We start from the raw sequence: 16,082 nt of genomic DNA, 5'->3' as shown, positions 1-16,082 counted from the left end.
GGATTAACCCGCACTTTTCCCCAGCAAGGACTCGCGTATTTCTGGCCGAGTGCAGTCTTCTGAAAGCCAAATATCGACAAACTCCTGACCAAACTCTGGATCTTCGATGCGACCCAGGAACTCGCCATTTCGCCGGAAGGTGCTCCGGTTGGCGCTGTCGAGTTCCAGGCTCAGTACGTCTCCGGATTCTATGTCGGTCCAAATGTCGGCGAGCTGCTCCCGCCATTGATCCTGCCTCGGATGCTCGCGCCCCATGTTCCCCCACTCCATCAAGGTACGCTCCAATAAGGCATCCGCTTTGATGTCGAGGAGGTACTCTATCTCCAGTTTTAGAGGGCGCTCACCGTCACTGTAGCCTCCACTAGGGGTGTACAGGCGGGAGTCATAGACCGACCAGAACAGAAACTTCAGGCGGGCTTCACCGACTTTTTGGAGCTCCAGCTGTTCTGCAGTCTGCACAGCTGGGCTCGCGATCGCCTTTACCGCCACCATTTCGCTGGTCAATGCGGTGGCTAGCACGACCACTGCAAAAATCCCGGCGCTTTTTCGACGAGATTCTCGGGTCTCTAACTGAGCAACTTTGGGCACGGGCTTTCTCATGAGCAACATGAGTTTTATTTACGATGGAACGTAGAAATTAGATGAATTGATCGATCATCCGCTTTTGCTTGCTGAGCGTTCCGCAGTTCTCACAAGAATTTCACCGAGAAACAGCGCCACAACGACGCCAATGATGACCGGCCACTGAGGTCCGTCCTCGGGGGTTACCATAAACAGTGTTATGGTTGTCAGCAGAATGAACCCGCAGAGCAGTGCGCTGGTCCAGGCACCTATAACGCCGCCGGGAACGCGAAAAGGGCGGGGGTGCTCCGGGTCGCTGGCGCGCATGCGAAGAAACGCTAAAACCATCCCTACATAGGGCAGCATGAACAGCACCGAGCTGAAGGTAAACAGAGACCAGAACAGATCTTCATTGTTGCCTGACATAAATCCATAGCTGAAGAGCGCAAGCGTGCTGACCAAGCCGGTAAGGACAGCGGCTCCTACCGGTGAGCCATTGCTCGGCAGCTCGATACCAAAGGTCGCGGGGAGCTCTCCCTCGAGGGCAGCCTCCGCCACGGCCCGGTTAGCGCCCATAGACCAGGCTGCGCAGCTTGAATAAATACCAAAGAGAAAGCAGATACCAAGGAAAAGTACCAGGGCATCAGCCATGGCTAAATCCGCAAACGACACCTGAAGCACGTCAATCACACCTTCTACCAGATTGATCTCGGTCGTAGGAATGGTTGCCAGTACTGCAAAGGTTCCGAGTATCGATAGCACCAGAACCAGCAGTCCTGACCAGAGAATTGCCCGGGGAACGTCGTGCGCTGGATTACGCATTTCTTCGGATCCTGCGCTTGCGAGTTCAAAACCGAGCATGCCGTAAATGATGGCAGGGATAAATTTCGAGCCCTCGCCCCAACTCGGTGTTATAGCCGCCAGTGACAGTGGATTAGCCATTTGTTGCGAGGACAAGAAACGCCAGCAACCAAAGATCAGGCATGCGTAAAGCAGGAATTTCGCGATGGCGCCGATATTGGGAATCCACTTTCCGAACCTGAGGGCGACAAGGTTGGCGCCAACGGTAAGCCAGGTGACTGTCATAGCGATGACTATCTGGGTTGTTAGCGAGGCCTCCAGTTCGAATAGCCTGTTGGCCACGCCGGCGACGAGGATAAACATTGTGGGTAGCCAGAGTGCCATGTTCACCCAGTAGCAATAGGTAATACGTGAGGCCCAGCGACTGCCAAAGGCATTGCGAACCCAGGTGTAGATGCCTCCTTGCTCTGGATAGCTGCAACCCAGCTCGGCACTGATTAAACCCATGGGAAGGAAAAACAAGGTGCCCAGAATAAGCCACCAGGCGATGCTCGAGACGCCAGCGGATGCGGAGGCAGTAATAATATCGGGCAGTAGAATCGCCGACACGGTGAACAGCACCAGATCGCGCTGGCGAAGCGTTTTTGGATGCTGGATTGTGTCGGTCATGCAGCGTTCTCGATGCCTACAGAATTCGAGATTAGCACGAGGACGGATCATTGCAGGTGGCTGATGACTCTCTCGCCAGAAAGAAACTGCCACTGGCTCGTGAATCATCAGCCACCTGCAATGCTCCTTAGCTGTGTGCTAGTCATGGTGCAGTAGAGCGGCCGATTAGGTGGTGCTCGTTCGATCGAGTGTGTAGCGCCGATGATCTGAGAATTAGGTCGGAGGACGTAGTTAGAGGGCTTGGAAAGTGAGTGGCAGTTTCTTTCTCACTTTCCAAGCCCTCTACCTGCGGCCGATCAAAGCTAGTTTAGAGCTGTTATCAGCCTGCAATCTTGTAATGCTGAGCGGTAGCATCGAGAGATGCTGTGAGCTTCTCCATGAGATAGTCAATATGCTCATGCTCGCAGATCAGCGGTGGGGACATGATCATGGCATCGCCGGTTTGACGCACCATGAGGCCCAGACTGTTTGCCGTATCCCGACAGAACACTGCGCCTGCAGAGTCGGGAGCGAGGCGTTCGCGGGTTTCTTTGTTGGCGACCAACTCGACGGCGGCAAAGCACCCTCGGCCGCGAACCTGGCCGACGATGGGGTGGTCCCTTAACGCTGCCAATTTGTTTTGAAAATAGGGTGCGAGATCTTTTGCGGCGCGCTCCACAATGTTCTGCTCGTGGAGAATGTCGAGAGTCGCAAGACCTGCTGCACAGGATGCTGGATGACCTGAGTAGGTGAGCCCGTGGGCGAACTCGCCGCCGCTGGCCATGAGCACGTCGGCAACTTTATCGGAGACCAGTACCCCTCCTAGGGGCATGTAACCGTTGGTGACTGCCTTGGCGAAGGTCATCAAATCGGGTTGCATACCGTAGGTCTGGCTGCCCCACCATTCGCCGGTGCGACCAAATCCGCAGATGACTTCATCAGCGATCAGGAGAATGTCGCGCTCGTTGCAAATTCGCTGGAGCTCCGGCCAATAGCTATCCGGGGGAACGATAACGCCTCCGGCGCCCTGTACCGGCTCCGCAATAAAGGCGGCGACGCGGTCTTCTCCCAGTTCGTCGATTTTGGACTCCAGCTCCCGGGCGATCCGCAGGCCAAAGCTATCTTCGTCTTCGCCCGGCTCTGCAAGCTCAAACCAGTGCGGCTGATTGATGTGGTGGACGTAGCTCAGGCCTATGGCCTGTTCGTGCATTGCCTTCATGCCGCCCAGGGATGCTGCTGCGATCGTACTGCCGTGGTAGGCATTTTTGCGGCTGATAATCAGCTTCTTTTCCGGCTTGCCGAGGAGGTCGTAGTAGCGATGAACCATACGAATGTTTGTATCGTTAGCTTCAGAGCCCGAATTCGTAAAGAACACGTGATCGAAACCGTCGGGCGCTACTTTGATCAGCGCCGCTGCCAGCTCTACTGCAGGCTGATTCGAACAGTTAAAAAAGTTGTTGTAGTAGGGCAGCTGCTGCATTTGATCAAACACGGCCTGCTTGATGCGATCCTGACTGTAGCCAAGGTTGCAGCACCACAAACCGGACATGCCATCCAGCATCCCGTTGCCATCGCTGTCGTAAATGAAAACGCCTTCGGCACGGCTAAAGATTCGGCCGTTTCCCTGCGCATAGTCATGAAAGTCGGTGAAGGGGTGGAGGTGGTGGGCTCTATCAAGGGCCTTCAGGGTGGCGGTGTCTGCGGTGCTATTCATAACAAGTGTCCCGGTCGAAGCCTCAGCGGTAACTGCTTTTAATTGTCGTTGCTAAAACGGAAGCTGTGACTCTAAGCGATGCTATAGTTTCTGCGATAGTTTACGTTTCTTGATTTTTAAGTGTGTCACAGTCGGGCGGTGCTGCCAGTAACCCAAAGGTGTTGCCAAATGCTCTCGCTTTTAACCTCATCCCCCCTAATCTAGTAGCGGAACATGTCATGAATGAGTCAGATTCGCTTACGACATTCCTGAATAATCATCCGGATATCGAGCTGTTTGAAATCGTCCTCGCGGACCTTGCAGGAGGGCTCCGTGGTAAGTGGGTTACCCGGGACAAATTGAGCACAGTATTTGCCGGCGAGCTAAAGCTGCCGGTCAGTTCATTGGCCTTTGATAGCTGGGGCCGCGATGTAGAGGAGTGGGTGTTCCTCAGCGGCGATGGTGACGGCTATTGTGTCGCCGAGCCTCGGAGCCTTGTTCCTATGCCCTGGGCAAAGCGCCCCATGGCGCAAATTCTCGTCAGCCTCGATCATGAAGACGGTACGAGCAACCCCTTGGATCCTCGACGAATTCTGGGTGCCCTGGAAGCACGGTTTCAGAAGCAAGGCTTGCAGCCTGTGGTTGCCAGCGAGATGGAGTTTTTTCTTCTGGACACGCAAAGAGATGCGCTGGGTCGGCCCCAGCATACTCAACGCGACAGCGTGGGTGGGGCGCTGGGCTCAGGTCAAACCTATGGACTCGAGGCCATGTCCGAGGTTGATGAATTTATGCATGCCGTGCGTGAGTGCTGTATGGCTCAAAATCTTACGGTAGATACCTTGATTAAAGAGGGGGCGCCCTCGCAGTACGAGATCAATCTCTTGCATCATCCGGACGCACTTCTCGCCGCGGACCAGGCGCTGCTGCTCAAACGTGCCATTCGCGGCATAGCACGTAGTTTTGAGCGTATTGCCACATTTATGGCCAAGCCGTTTGGTGATCTGGCCGGCAATGGCATGCACCTGCACTGCAGTTTGCAGGATGCCGACGGAAACAATCTATTCAATGACGGCACCGCGCAGGGGAGTCCTTTGCTGCGCCAGGCGATCGCAGGCTGCATGCACACCCTGCCTGACGTCATGCTCCTGTTGGCCCCGACCATGAATTCCTATCGACGCTTTCAAAAGGGTATGCATGCGCCTTTGGCTCCCTGCTGGGGTTACGAAAACCGAACCGTAGCGCTTCGCGTCCCCGCGGGACCGCTGTCCGCGATGCGTCTCGAACATCGTGTGGCGGGCGCGGATGCCCAGCCACACCTGGTCATCGCCGCGCTGCTTGCCGGCATGCTGTACGGGATTGAGAATGCTCTGGAGCCGCCACCGGCGATGGAAGGGAACGCCTGGGAGCAACTGGCGCCCAGCCTTCCACAGCACTGGAATGCGGCCCTGGACGTATTTAGACAGTCGCGCTTTGTTGCTGATTATCTGGGTGCGCCTTTTCAAGAGATGTACGCCTTACTGAAACAGCAGGAAATCGATGAGTTTGGGCGGCATGTCACGCCTCTTGAGTACGATACAAATTTGTAAATCAGCTTAACTGTCAGTCACACTGTTTATGCGCGAAGCGACTACCCTGAGCTTCGTGACCGCTGCACCAGACGATCGGGAGAAACTATGAGTTTTTTCAGCTGTGAAGAGGCCGAATGCCAGGAACAGCAAAGCCATATTCGCTTACGCATTAAGCCGCGAGAGAAAGATCTGGGGGAGTTCAGCGTTCGGCGCGTTCTGCCCGCCGCGCGGCAACGTATGGTGGGCCCCTTCGTATTTTTTGACCATATGGGGCCAGCAGAATTTCCTCCGGGCTCCGGTATCGATGTACGACCTCATCCGCATATCGGCATCGCGACTATTACCTATCTCTTTGAAGGCGAGATTTTGCATCGCGACAGTCTGGGCGTTGTGCAGGCCATTCACCCGGGTGCGATCAATTTGATGACCGCTGGTAATGGCATTGTGCACTCCGAAAGACCGGGTTCCGATTTTGATCGTCTTTCTAAACTGCACGGTATCCAGTCATGGATTGCTCTGCCCGCAGAGCAACAGGAGATACCCCCGGACTTTACGCATTATGCGGCAGCGGATCTGCCTCAATGGGAGAGCGGAGGGGTGACTTTCCGTTTAATCATGGGTGAGCTCGCCGGCTATCATTCGCCGGTAAAAACCTACTCTCGCACGCTTTATGCCGACCTTAATGTGACAGAGCAGGCAGAGGTGCGTATTGCGCTTCAGGAACAAGAGCACGCCCTTTATGTTGCCGAAGGCGAGGTGTCTGTAGATGGCGAGGGCGTCCCGTCGGGCGTTATGGTCGTCCTCGAAGGCAGTGAAGATTTGTTGCTCAGCGCCTCCGAAACAGCGCGAGTGCTTTTGATTGGCGGGGATCCGCTGGGCGAGCGACATATGTACTGGAATTTTGTCAGTGACAGCCTTGAGCGTATCGAGAAGGCCAAGGATGACTGGCGCGCGGGTAACTTTCCGGGTGTTCCCGATGATGACGAGTTTATCCCGCTCCCCGGCGAGGAATGAATCTTTGAGCGCACGTCGCATACTGGTCTTGTTTGCCCATCCGTCGCCGCATCGCTCGTAGATAAATGCGCATCTTGCCTCGGTGGCGAGAGCTCATCCTCAGGCAAGCTTTGTCGATCTGTACGCTGAGTACCCGGACTACCGCATCAACATCGACAAAGAGCAGCAGCGGCTCTGCGAGCACGATGTGGTCATGTTTTTGTTTCCGCTCTATTGGTATTCAACGCCGGCACTGCTCAAAGAGTGGCAGGACCTGGTGCTGGAGCACGGCTTTGCCTACGGAAAAGAAGGCACTGCGCTGGCTGGGAAGTATTTCCTTTGCGCCTGCAGTGCGGGGGGTGCTGGCTCTGCCTATGACGTGAGTGGTTACAACCATCACAGTCTCAGGGATCTGCTTAGGCCGCTGGAGCAGACGGCTGCTCTGTGCCATATGCGCTATATCCCGCCCTTTGCACTGTTTGGCTCTCGCACGGCAGTAGAGGAGGGACGACGTGAGGCGCACCTCCAAGCGTTCTCGTCACTTCTTGATCAGCTGGCTCGCGAGACCCTGAATGGTTGGACGCAAAGTGAGGCCTGTACGATTAATGAAGTGCTGAGGGACGCTGACGGCGACACCGACGCTGATACCGGTGTCGCGCTGTGACCGGCCTGTTACTGGAGGTCTTTGTATACCTCCTGGCCGCGGTGATTGCGGTGCCTTTGGCCAAGCGCTTTGGTCTGGGCTCGGTGCTTGGCTACCTGGTGGCAGGCGTCGTCATTGGTCCAACCCTGGGGCTTGTGGGTTCAGAGGAGAGTGTGACCATTCAACACTACGCGGAGTTTGGCGTGGTGATGATGCTGTTTCTGGTGGGTCTGGAACTCGAACCCGCCATGCTGTGGCGGATGCGCAGCCGCCTCCTGGGTTTGGGTGGTCTGCAAGTGTCGGTCACTGCGGCAATTTTTACCGCAATTGCCTGGCAGGTAGGTTTGGATTGGCGCAGTGCCGTGGCCGTGGGTTTACTCCTTAGCCTGTCATCAACCGCAATCGTGCTGCAGACCTTTCAGGAGAAAGGCCTGAATAAATCCGATGGTGCCCGAAGCGCATTCTCGGTGCTGCTGTTTCAGGACATCGCGGTTATTCCTATGCTCGCTTTGATTCCCTTGTTGGCGATCCCGGAGCTCATGGGCGCGGCAGATGTGGCCAGTGATGACGGGCATCATGATCTGAGCTTGGTTGCCGGTTTGTCGGGCTGGATGCACGCGCTGGTTGTACTGTCGTCCATTGCCGCGGTGGTGGTGGCGGGGCACTTTCTTACGCGGCCCTTGTTTGGCTTTATCGCCGCTACGGGACTTAGGGAGGCATTTACCGCGGCGGCGCTGATGCTGGTGATAGGCATCGCGCTCCTTATGAGCCTGGTTGGATTGTCCCCGGCCCTGGGAACGTTTCTGGCGGGCGTGGTGCTCGCTAATAGTGAGTTTCGCCACGAACTCGAAAGCGACATCGAACCCTTTAAGGGGCTCCTTCTGGGTCTCTTCTTTATCACCGTGGGCGCAGGAGTACAGTTCGGCTTGCTGGTGGAGCAGGCGGGGCTGGTGATCTCCTTAACGCTAGCTGTGATCGCCTTAAAAGCAGCGGTGCTGTTTATTCTGGCAATGCTGTTTGGTGTGCGTCGTGCGGACGGTTGGCTGTTTACCCTCAGTCTGGCCCAGGCCGGAGAATTCGGCTTTGTGCTGATTAGCTATGCATCGCAGAACAGCGTGCTGGCGCCGGATCTGGTGCCGGTCTTATTGCTGGTGGTGGCGCTGTCGATGTTTCTCACGCCTCTGTTATTCATCGCCTTTGACCGTTTGGTGCTACCGCGCTACGCGTCAAACACCGAGGCCAGAGAAAGCGATGAGATAGACGATCGGGGCCCTGTGATCATTGCAGGCACGGGTCGCTTTGGTCAGATCGTAAATCGGATGCTGCGCGCCAACCAGATTGCTACGGTCGTTTTAGAGCGCAGTCCCGAGCAAATCGACAATATGCGGGCAGTAAACATCAAGAGTTACTTTGGCGATGCAACGCGTCCGGATCTTCTCCACGCGGCGGGGGTTGAGGAAGCGTCGCTGTTTGTCGTCGCCATCGATGGTGACGAGCAGTGCCTCGCGCTGACGAAGCACTTAAAACATGCTTATCCGCACCTTAAGGTCCTCGCTCGCGCCTATGATCGTCGTCACCTGTATGAGTTGCGGCAGGCGGGAGCTGATTGGGTTGTCAGCGAAACCTATTACTCAGCTTTGCAACTGGGGAAAGAGGCGCTTAGGTCTCTGGACTACCACCCCTTTCGCGCTCAGAACCTCACTGCTGCTTTCGACGAAGCAGAGGCCACGGGGCGTGATGCGCTTTACGAGCAGTGGTTGAAAAAGGATGAAGAGGAGAGTTTTGGCGGCGGGTTTCAGTCGCTGTATATAGAGCTGGAAGAAGCGCTGCACGGCCTGATGCTTTACGACCGCGATGACGGCCATGCTCGCGGCGAGCGAGGCTGGACACCGCCGCCCAAACACTACACCGATTCGCTGGATGACTGATGCTTGGGTAGAGCCTTGTGCGTCGGAGCCTGGCTTACGACGACAGCGAGCCTGTCTGTTGGGGTTTAGCTAGGTAGCTCACCAGCGTGTCTCCACCGCGGTAGTCCTTGTTACTCATGAGTGAATCGAGGAACAGGTAGAACAGTTCGGCCTGAGAGCTGACTTCAAGTTTTGCATAAGCATGTTTGCGGTGCAGCTTCACCGTTTCTACGGATATGCCCAGGCGCGTGGCCACAGACTTGGTACTGTGACCGTGGAGCACCAGATTGATCACCTGCGTTTCGCGATCTGTCAGAAGGCTTGAACCGAAGTCGTCCAGAGCTAGGTGCAGATGTTTGCGGATACCTTCACCGGATCCACTCTCCGATGCCCAGTGTTGTCTGCACAGCTCTTCAATCGCCGGTTGAAGACTGCGCAGCGTTCTAAGCTGAGCCTGACTAAAGCGTTGCTGTTCGACGCGGCCCAGGGCCACATTCACGAAAGCGTCTTTGCCCACCTCGATCAAGTAGCCACATTCATCAGTAAATCCGCAGTTGCGATACCAGCTGTGGTAATACTCGCTGTCTTGAAAACTGGCTGGCGCTAACTCCTTGAGCAAAAAGACGCCAAACCGCTGCTGTTCGGTTGCGGCTTTGTAAAAGGGGTCGAGCAGAAAGGCACCCGCAAGAAAGCGTTCCATGGTATCGCTGGCCCGGGCTTGAGGAGTTTCGCGGTAAACAAGGCTGGGTAAATCGCCCCCGGCGTAGTAAAGCACCGTAGCATCGTCGATAGGCACCAAAGCCCTCAATCCTGCAATGAGCTCAACGGCAAAGTCGTCTCCGCGTAGCGCCGGCAGGCATCTGGCGACGAGATTCGAAAGTGCAGCAAGCTTGGGATCAAGGTGTGTGGTCAATGCATGCTCGACTGGGCGATTAAAACAAGGAAAACATCATAGCCTCGACGGGCCTTCGGAGGAATATCCCGTTCAGGAGACATGTTTGAGTACCACTCTCGCGTTATAGTGAAAATCATGAATGTCACGCATTATTACGTGATCCGAAACGCTTAACTGGATGAGCACTCGATGGCGGTAAAAAAAATACGTTGGGAGTCCCTGGACTGGAAGGATCCCTTTTCCCTGGACTCGCAGCTCAATGACGAGCAGCGCATGGTGCGCGACTCGGCGGCACAGTACGCGAAGGCAAAACTGTTACCTCGCGTCAAAGACGCTTTTCGTCATGAGGACACGGATCTGGCGATTTTTCGTGAGATGGGTGAGCTGGGTTTGCTCGGCTCTACTATCGATGGTTATGGCTGTCCCGGTGTCGATTACACCAGTTACGGCTTGATTGCCCGGGAGATTGAGCGCGTGGACTCGGGTTACCGCTCCATGCTGAGCGTGCAGTCATCTCTGGTGATGTATCCCATTTACGCCTACGGGACGGAAGAACAGCGCGAGAAGTATCTGCCCAAGCTTGCTACCGGCGAGTGGATTGGTTGCTTTGGTCTTACGGAGCCTGACTACGGTTCTGACCCCGGGGGCATGGTTACCCGGGCACGCAGTGTGGATGGCGGTTATCGCATCAGCGGCGCGAAGATGTGGATTAGCAACAGCCCCGTGGCAGATGTGTTCGTGGTTTGGGCCAAGACCGACGACGGCGTAATTCGTGGCTTTGTTCTCGAAAAAGGTATGCAGGGACTGAGCGCACCTAAGATCGAGGGCAAGCTTGCTCTGCGTGCATCAATCACCGGCGAGATAGTGATGGATGATGTGTTTGTGGGCGAGGAGCAGTTACTCCCCAACGTGGAGGGCCTAAAGGGTCCCTTTGGCTGTTTGAATAACGCACGCTACGGTATCGCCTGGGGCGCACTGGGTGCGGCCGAGACCTGCTGGCATGCGGCGCTGAACTACACCCTGGAGCGCAAGCAATTCAATAAACCTCTCGCCGCCAATCAGCTCGTTCAGCTCAAACTTGCGGATATGCAGACCGAAATTGCCCTGGGACTTCAGGGCTGTGCCCGCGCCGGGCAACTGATGGATGCTGGAGCAGTAGCGCCAGATTTGATTTCACTGATTAAGCGCAATTCCTGCGGGAAAGCCCTGCATGTAGCCCGGCAGGCGCGAGACATGCTTGGTGGCAACGGTATCTCCGATGAGTATCCGGTCATGCGACACATGATGAACCTTGAGGTGGTGAACACCTACGAGGGAACCCACGACATTCACGCGCTAATCCTCGGTCGTTCGCAGACGGATATTCCCGCTTTTTGATGACTGCGCTTGACGGCCTGCGCGTTCTCGATTTGTCCAGGGTGCTTGCGGGTCCCTGGGCGAGTCAAACGCTTGCAGATTTGGGTGCCGATGTTCTGAAGATAGAACGTCCCGACAGCGGCGATGATACCCGTGGTTGGGGGCCGCCTTGGCTTACTGCCGGTGATGGAGAAGATAGCCAGGAGTCGGCCTACTTTTTGTGCACGAATCGCGGTAAGCGATCTCTGCGCATTGATATCCAGTCTACCGAAGGTCAGGAACGTCTTCGCGAACTCGCGGGGCGTGCCGATGTAGTCATCGAAAATTTCAAGGTCGGTGCGGCCGCGCGCTATGGGCTCGATTACAAAAGCCTGAGCCGCGAGAACCCCGGACTCATTTACTGCTCAATCACAGGATTTGGGCAAACGGGGCCACTGGCGGCTCGGCCCGGCTATGATTTTCTGGTGCAGGCCATGGGTGGTCTCATGAGTGTGACCGGCGAGGCAGACGGGCAGCCTGGGGCGGGTCCGCAAAAAGTGGGTGTGGCCCTGACAGACATCATGACTGGGCTTTACGCTAATGTTGGCATTCTCGCTGCACTAGCGGAGCGAGAGCGCTCGGGCTTAGGACAGCAGGTAGATCTGGCATTGCTGGACGTCACCGCAGCGACCCTGGCAAATCAGGCCAGCAATTTTCTGGTGGGGGGGATAACACCCACGCGCCTTGGCAACGCGCATCCGAATATTGTGCCGTACCAGAGTTTTAAAGCGCGGGATCGTGAGTTTATTGTGGCCGTAGGCAACGACGCCCAGTTTGTAAAACTTGTAACGCTCCTGGAGCTACCAGCGCTTGGAGCTGACCCGCGGTTCGCCACCAACGCCGCCCGAGTCGCGCATCAAGAAACCCTGATACCACTTTTGGCTGAACGCTTTGCGTCGCGAGAGGCGACCGATTGGTTAGATCAGCTTGAGGCTGCGGGTATCCCCGCTGGCCCTATTAACACCATTGCCGAGGCGCTCAGTGAGCCGCAGCTGGTGGCCCGGGAGATGATCGTCAATCTGCCGCATCCTGATAATTCAGATCTCAAGGTGGTCGGGAGCCCGATCAAACTGTCTCGAACACCGGTTTCTTATGCACGGCCACCGCCACGGTTGGGCGAACATGACGAGGATCTCAATTTCCCCCTTTGGGACGACGCCTGAAATCTTTTTTGTGGTACAAGCTCGTGATCAATCTGTGAGGTGTGATCCTTGAAACTGCTGCTAAAAGTTCTCGCAAGCTTGGCTTTACTGCTTGTTGTCCTTGCGCTGTATTTAACGCTTTCTCATCAGCCCGAAAGCTTTCCGGCAGGTAGTGAAAGTGAGGCACGTCTCGCGGCGGGCCCTTGGTCCGTAGCCAGCTTTGATGAGTCCTTTGTCGATCGCGATCGACCGACGCAGCCCAATGGTGACTACCCGGGCGATGACCAGCGCTTATTAGAAGGTAATGTCTGGCATCCCTTTGAGGCCGAAGCCGGTCCGCGGCCCTTACTCGTGTTCAGCCATGGGTTCACCTCGGGAAGGCGCAATGGCACTTACCTTGCCGAACATCTGGCGAGTCACGGATTTGTCGTGGTGGCGGTGGACTACCCTCTGACAAGCATGGGTGCTCCAGGGGGAGCCCTGGTTGAAGACGTGATCAACCAGCCCGGAGATATCAGCTTTCTCATTGACACCTTGCTGGGCTACAGCGCGGTTTCTGGTCATGCCTTATCCGGAAAAATCGATGCGGAACGTGTGGGCGTATTGGGGATATCACTGGGCGGTCTAACGTCTACGCTGGCGGGTTTTCACCCCGAGTGGCGTGATCCGCGGATTGCGGCGGTACTCTCAATTGCCGGCCCGACTAATTTCTTCACGCGTAAATTCTTTGGCAACGTGGACGTGCCTTTCATGATGTTTGCGGGAGACCTCGACGTGCTTGTGCCTTATGCCAGTAATGCAGCACCGGTTCTTGGCAAGAAGCCCGGGGCAGAATTGGCTACGGTGAAGGGCGGCTCGCACACGGGCTTCTCCGGTGGAACGGCCCTTTTGAGAGCCATGGATAACACTGATGCCTTGGGTTGTTGGTCCGTAGGTCGATACATCGAGGCCGATGATGCGAGTCAATGGGAAGGCCTGTTTGGGCCCAAGGAGTTGGGTATTGATTACAGCGCGCCCAATGAGCTGTGTATTGTCGACCCGCTACCCAAAGCGATGAATGTTCTTCGCCAGCAGATGATCGCTCGGGTGGTTATCACGGCATTCTTTGAGCAACATCTGGCTGAAGATGATTTGGTATCAGAAGCCGCGGCTCAATTTTTAGGTAGTACGAGCCTTACAGAAATTCCGGAACTGGACTACGCCAAAAGTACCCCTCGCGAGACCTCAGGTATTCCTGCAGATAGCTAGCGGACTATGGTAACCGGCGTCACTTTGGCCAGGCTTCCCTGGGGGTTGAGGGCGCGCATTTCTGGCACCAGCGCGCTCAAGGCGGATTGACGGTTTTCTGGAGCAGGGTGAGTACTCAAAAATTCTGCGGGACGACTGTCTGATAGCCCACCCATTTTTTGCCACAGGGTGACTGCAGCCTCGGGGTCGTAGCCCGCTCGGGTCGCCAATTCGATACCAATCTGATCTGCTTCGGATTCAGCCACGCGACTATTGGGGAGTTCCAGCGCTACTTTAGCGGCCAGAGAAGCGCCTACCAGCGTTGCCGCATGATTGTCTGATGCGATGCCCGCAGCGAGGACTCCTACATTGATAGCCATGGCGCGAGACATACGCTCTGCTGTGTGATTTGCCAATGCGTGGGAAATTTCGTGGCCCATAATCTGCGCAAACTCGTCGTCGGTGAGGCCGAGTTGCTCAAAGAGTCCGGTATAGGCGGCCATACGCCCTCCGGCCATACACCAGGCATTGACCGTCTCGGGGTCATCGATGATGGCAACACTCCATTCCCAATCTGCAGAATTGGGATAGAGTTTGATGGCTTCGGTGACCAGGCGCCCGGTAATTGTGGCGACGCGATCCGCCATTTGCGGATCGTCGACCAGCTTGTTTTCTTTATCCAGTTCACCGACGGTGCTCAGATAGGCCTGCTTGGATTCCACGATGGCAGACTCCGGGGATATGAGCATGAACTGGTTACGTCCCGTGGGGCTTGTGGTGCAAGCCACAAGCAGACTCAAGGCCACGGCGGCCAGCACCGCGCTGCGCAGGGGCTTAAGGATCAAGGCATGTTGTTGTACACGCATGGGTCTATTTCCCGTGTAATCTGATGTATACGAATGTTTCCGCGGCCTACTTACTTTGATTGCGATGCCGGCGAAAAATTCCGCCCGCACCGCGATGGGGATTTCGCGGCTAGCGACGCTCGCTCAGGTCCTCAATACGCTCAGCAGCCTCGGCTTCCCAGGAGGTCGCCTGCAGCATGACGTGGAACAACTGGTTCTGCTCGATAGCACCCATGGCACCCATAGCGCCGGGGCCGCTGGCATACACTGCCACATCCTCACCGCCATGGGTCTCCGCGTTCATCGGAACCAGAGCCTCCTGGTGGTATCCCGTTTGGGTTGTGTCGACGTCACTAATGTCTTGTCGGCCCGCGGTTGGCGCCTCCGCATAGGTACTGTCGGCATTTAACTGGTCGCCATGGTCCCTGAAGCCGCGGCCATTCATATAGCCCAGCGTTGTGTAGGGTAGGCCGTCTTCACCCAGTGAGGGCTCATCACTCCAGGCCGGAACTACCTTGCCCAGAATGGGGTTGCCGCGCCTGGGGTAACCCGCCATGGTAAATACGTGGCTGTGATCGGCGGTGACCAGGACCAGCGTGTCATCTGCATCCGTGTTGCCCATCACCGCCGCTACCGCCTCGGACAGTTCGATAGTGTCCAGCAGGGCGTTTGCCGCATTACCGGCGTGGTGGGCATGATCGATACGTCCCGCTTCGACAACAAGGAGGAAGCCCTCATCATTATCCTTGAGCAGTTCCAGCGCCTTAAGGGTCATTGCAACAAGCGATGGCTGCTTCGCATCCGGTACTGCCCGCTCGGAGGCGTAAGCCATATGGGAGCCACTAAAAAGACCTAACAAGGGCGCTTGATCTGCGGCTGCGAGTTCCGTCTTGTCGCTGACGTAACTTCCGCTCGGGTATGCCGTTTGCCATTCGTCGACGAGATTGCGTTCATCGCCACGGCGTCCTCCCTCGATAGTCTTCGGAAGGAAGTGTCGGCGACCGCCACCCAGTGCGACTTCGATGCCATCGCTGGCACCCTTGCCGAATTGAGCGTTCAAGCGCTCGCGGGAGGCTAAAAATTGTGCGGCGACATCGGTGCAGCCTTGTGCCTTGGCATCTTCGGAGAGCTCAGCATCGTCTTCCCAGTCGCGATTGGCCGTTTTTGCGTAGGTCGCTGCAGGCGTAGCGTGGGTGAGGCGGGCTGTACTCACCACCCCGGTGGACTTGCCGGCCAGCTCGGCTATTTCCAGCAAAGACAGGAGCTCAATGCCCTGGCTACTCTGGCAGTCCTCCTGAATCACCCGTTCGTCGACACCAAACACGCCAATCTTTGTTTTCACGCCGGTCATGATGGCGCTCATGGTGCCCGCGGAGTCAGGAGTCTGGGAATCTACGTTGTAGGTTTTTACAAGACCGGTAACAGGAAGCTCTTCAAAGCTCAGGCGATTTTCTTCACCGGGATTACCCTCGCGCTGCCCCGCAAGAATACGCGCTGCAGTAATGGTCGAGATACCCATGCCATCGCCCAGAAAAACCACCACGTTTTTGGCTTTACCCATGGTCCTGGCCTGGCTTACCCGCGCTTGCGCGTCCGTGTACCAGGGGCTCTCGCGTTGATAATCAGGAATGGGGGAGTTGGAGACGTCTACAACAGTCACTGCATTGCTAGACTCGCCTTGAGAGGCGGACTCGACCACAGTGACATTCATGCACCCGGTTATGATGAGGCTGAGGGCAGCGGGATAGATTGCGCGGATCATGC

Annotated in this window: 13 protein-coding genes; 7 read left to right on the top strand and 6 right to left on the bottom strand. The window is 56.2% G+C overall.

The window, feature by feature from the left end; translation table 11 throughout:
• Window positions 1-3: 3 nt before the first annotated feature.
• From ACTG39_RS00980 to ACTG39_RS00970, 3 genes are all read right to left on the bottom strand, one after another.
• Entirely contained in the window at window positions 4-588 is a 585-nt protein-coding gene (locus ACTG39_RS00980) for a chalcone isomerase family protein (protein ID WP_439105643.1), read from the bottom strand.
• Window positions 589-654: 66 nt separating this feature from the next.
• Window positions 655-2,031, bottom strand: a complete 1,377-nt coding sequence (locus ACTG39_RS00975; protein ID WP_439105642.1) for an APC family permease — start codon at window positions 2,029-2,031, stop codon at window positions 655-657.
• 319 nt (window positions 2,032-2,350) lie between these two features.
• Complete coding sequence (locus tag ACTG39_RS00970; protein ID WP_439105641.1) at window positions 2,351-3,724, bottom strand: aminotransferase; 1,374 nt, start codon at window positions 3,722-3,724, stop codon at window positions 2,351-2,353.
• 218 nt (window positions 3,725-3,942) lie between these two features.
• Here ACTG39_RS00970 and ACTG39_RS00965 point away from each other — a divergent pair, with 218 nt between their 5' ends.
• The 4 genes from ACTG39_RS00965 to ACTG39_RS00950 all read left to right on the top strand — a co-directional run bounded on the left by ACTG39_RS00965 (window position 3,943) and on the right by ACTG39_RS00950 (window position 8,835).
• Window positions 3,943-5,289, top strand: a complete 1,347-nt coding sequence (locus ACTG39_RS00965; protein ID WP_439105640.1) for a glutamine synthetase family protein — start codon at window positions 3,943-3,945, stop codon at window positions 5,287-5,289.
• 87 nt (window positions 5,290-5,376) lie between these two features.
• Window positions 5,377-6,285 carry a pirin family protein gene (locus tag ACTG39_RS00960; RefSeq protein WP_439105639.1) on the top strand — a complete coding sequence of 303 codons (909 nt, stop codon included), beginning with the start codon at window positions 5,377-5,379 and terminating at the stop codon, window positions 6,283-6,285.
• 61 nt (window positions 6,286-6,346) lie between these two features.
• Window positions 6,347-6,928, top strand: coding sequence for an NAD(P)H-dependent oxidoreductase (locus ACTG39_RS00955; RefSeq protein ID WP_439105677.1), 582 nt, complete (start codon window positions 6,347-6,349; stop codon window positions 6,926-6,928).
• A complete protein-coding gene (locus ACTG39_RS00950) occupies window positions 6,925-8,835 on the top strand; it encodes a cation:proton antiporter domain-containing protein (protein ID WP_439105638.1) in 1,911 nt (636 codons plus the stop codon). Before ACTG39_RS00955 ends, ACTG39_RS00950 begins: the two co-directional genes overlap by 4 nt.
• 34 nt (window positions 8,836-8,869) lie before the next feature.
• Here the strand turns inward: ACTG39_RS00950 and ACTG39_RS00945 are convergent, their stop codons facing one another.
• Window positions 8,870-9,727 carry a response regulator transcription factor gene (locus ACTG39_RS00945; RefSeq protein WP_439105637.1) on the bottom strand — a complete coding sequence of 286 codons (858 nt, stop codon included), beginning with the start codon at window positions 9,725-9,727 and terminating at the stop codon, window positions 8,870-8,872.
• 171 nt (window positions 9,728-9,898) lie between these two features.
• Between ACTG39_RS00945 and ACTG39_RS00940 the strand changes: the two genes are divergently transcribed.
• From ACTG39_RS00940 to ACTG39_RS00930, 3 genes are read left to right on the top strand one after another with little or no spacing between them, the layout of a single operon-like run.
• Window positions 9,899-11,086, top strand: coding sequence for an acyl-CoA dehydrogenase (locus ACTG39_RS00940; RefSeq protein ID WP_439105636.1), 1,188 nt, complete (start codon window positions 9,899-9,901; stop codon window positions 11,084-11,086).
• Window positions 11,086-12,267, top strand: a complete 1,182-nt coding sequence (locus tag ACTG39_RS00935) for a CaiB/BaiF CoA transferase family protein (protein WP_439105635.1) — start codon at window positions 11,086-11,088, stop codon at window positions 12,265-12,267. Before ACTG39_RS00940 ends, ACTG39_RS00935 begins: the two co-directional genes overlap by 1 nt.
• Window positions 12,268-12,315: 48 nt before the next feature.
• Window positions 12,316-13,494: an alpha/beta hydrolase family protein gene (locus ACTG39_RS00930; RefSeq protein ID WP_439105634.1), complete on the top strand. Its 1,179-nt coding sequence runs from the start codon at window positions 12,316-12,318 to the stop codon at window positions 13,492-13,494.
• Here ACTG39_RS00930 and ACTG39_RS00925 read toward each other — a convergent pair.
• Together ACTG39_RS00925 and ACTG39_RS00920 are read right to left on the bottom strand one after the other, a co-directional pair.
• On the bottom strand, window positions 13,491-14,339 hold the full coding sequence (locus ACTG39_RS00925; RefSeq protein WP_439105633.1) for a M48 family metallopeptidase: 849 nt from the start codon (window positions 14,337-14,339) through the stop codon (window positions 13,491-13,493). The two genes, ACTG39_RS00930 and ACTG39_RS00925, sit on opposite strands and share 4 nt — an antisense overlap.
• Before the next feature lie 109 nt (window positions 14,340-14,448).
• Window positions 14,449-16,080, bottom strand: a complete 1,632-nt coding sequence (locus tag ACTG39_RS00920) for an alkaline phosphatase (protein ID WP_439105632.1) — start codon at window positions 16,078-16,080, stop codon at window positions 14,449-14,451.
• Window positions 16,081-16,082 lie beyond the last annotated feature (2 nt).

Source organism: Congregibacter sp. (assembly GCF_965662665.1).
Classification (GTDB): Bacteria; Pseudomonadota; Gammaproteobacteria; order Pseudomonadales; family Halieaceae; genus Congregibacter.
The sequence above is the reverse complement of the archived record's forward strand: the minus strand, read 5'-3'. Positions and strand labels throughout refer to the sequence as shown.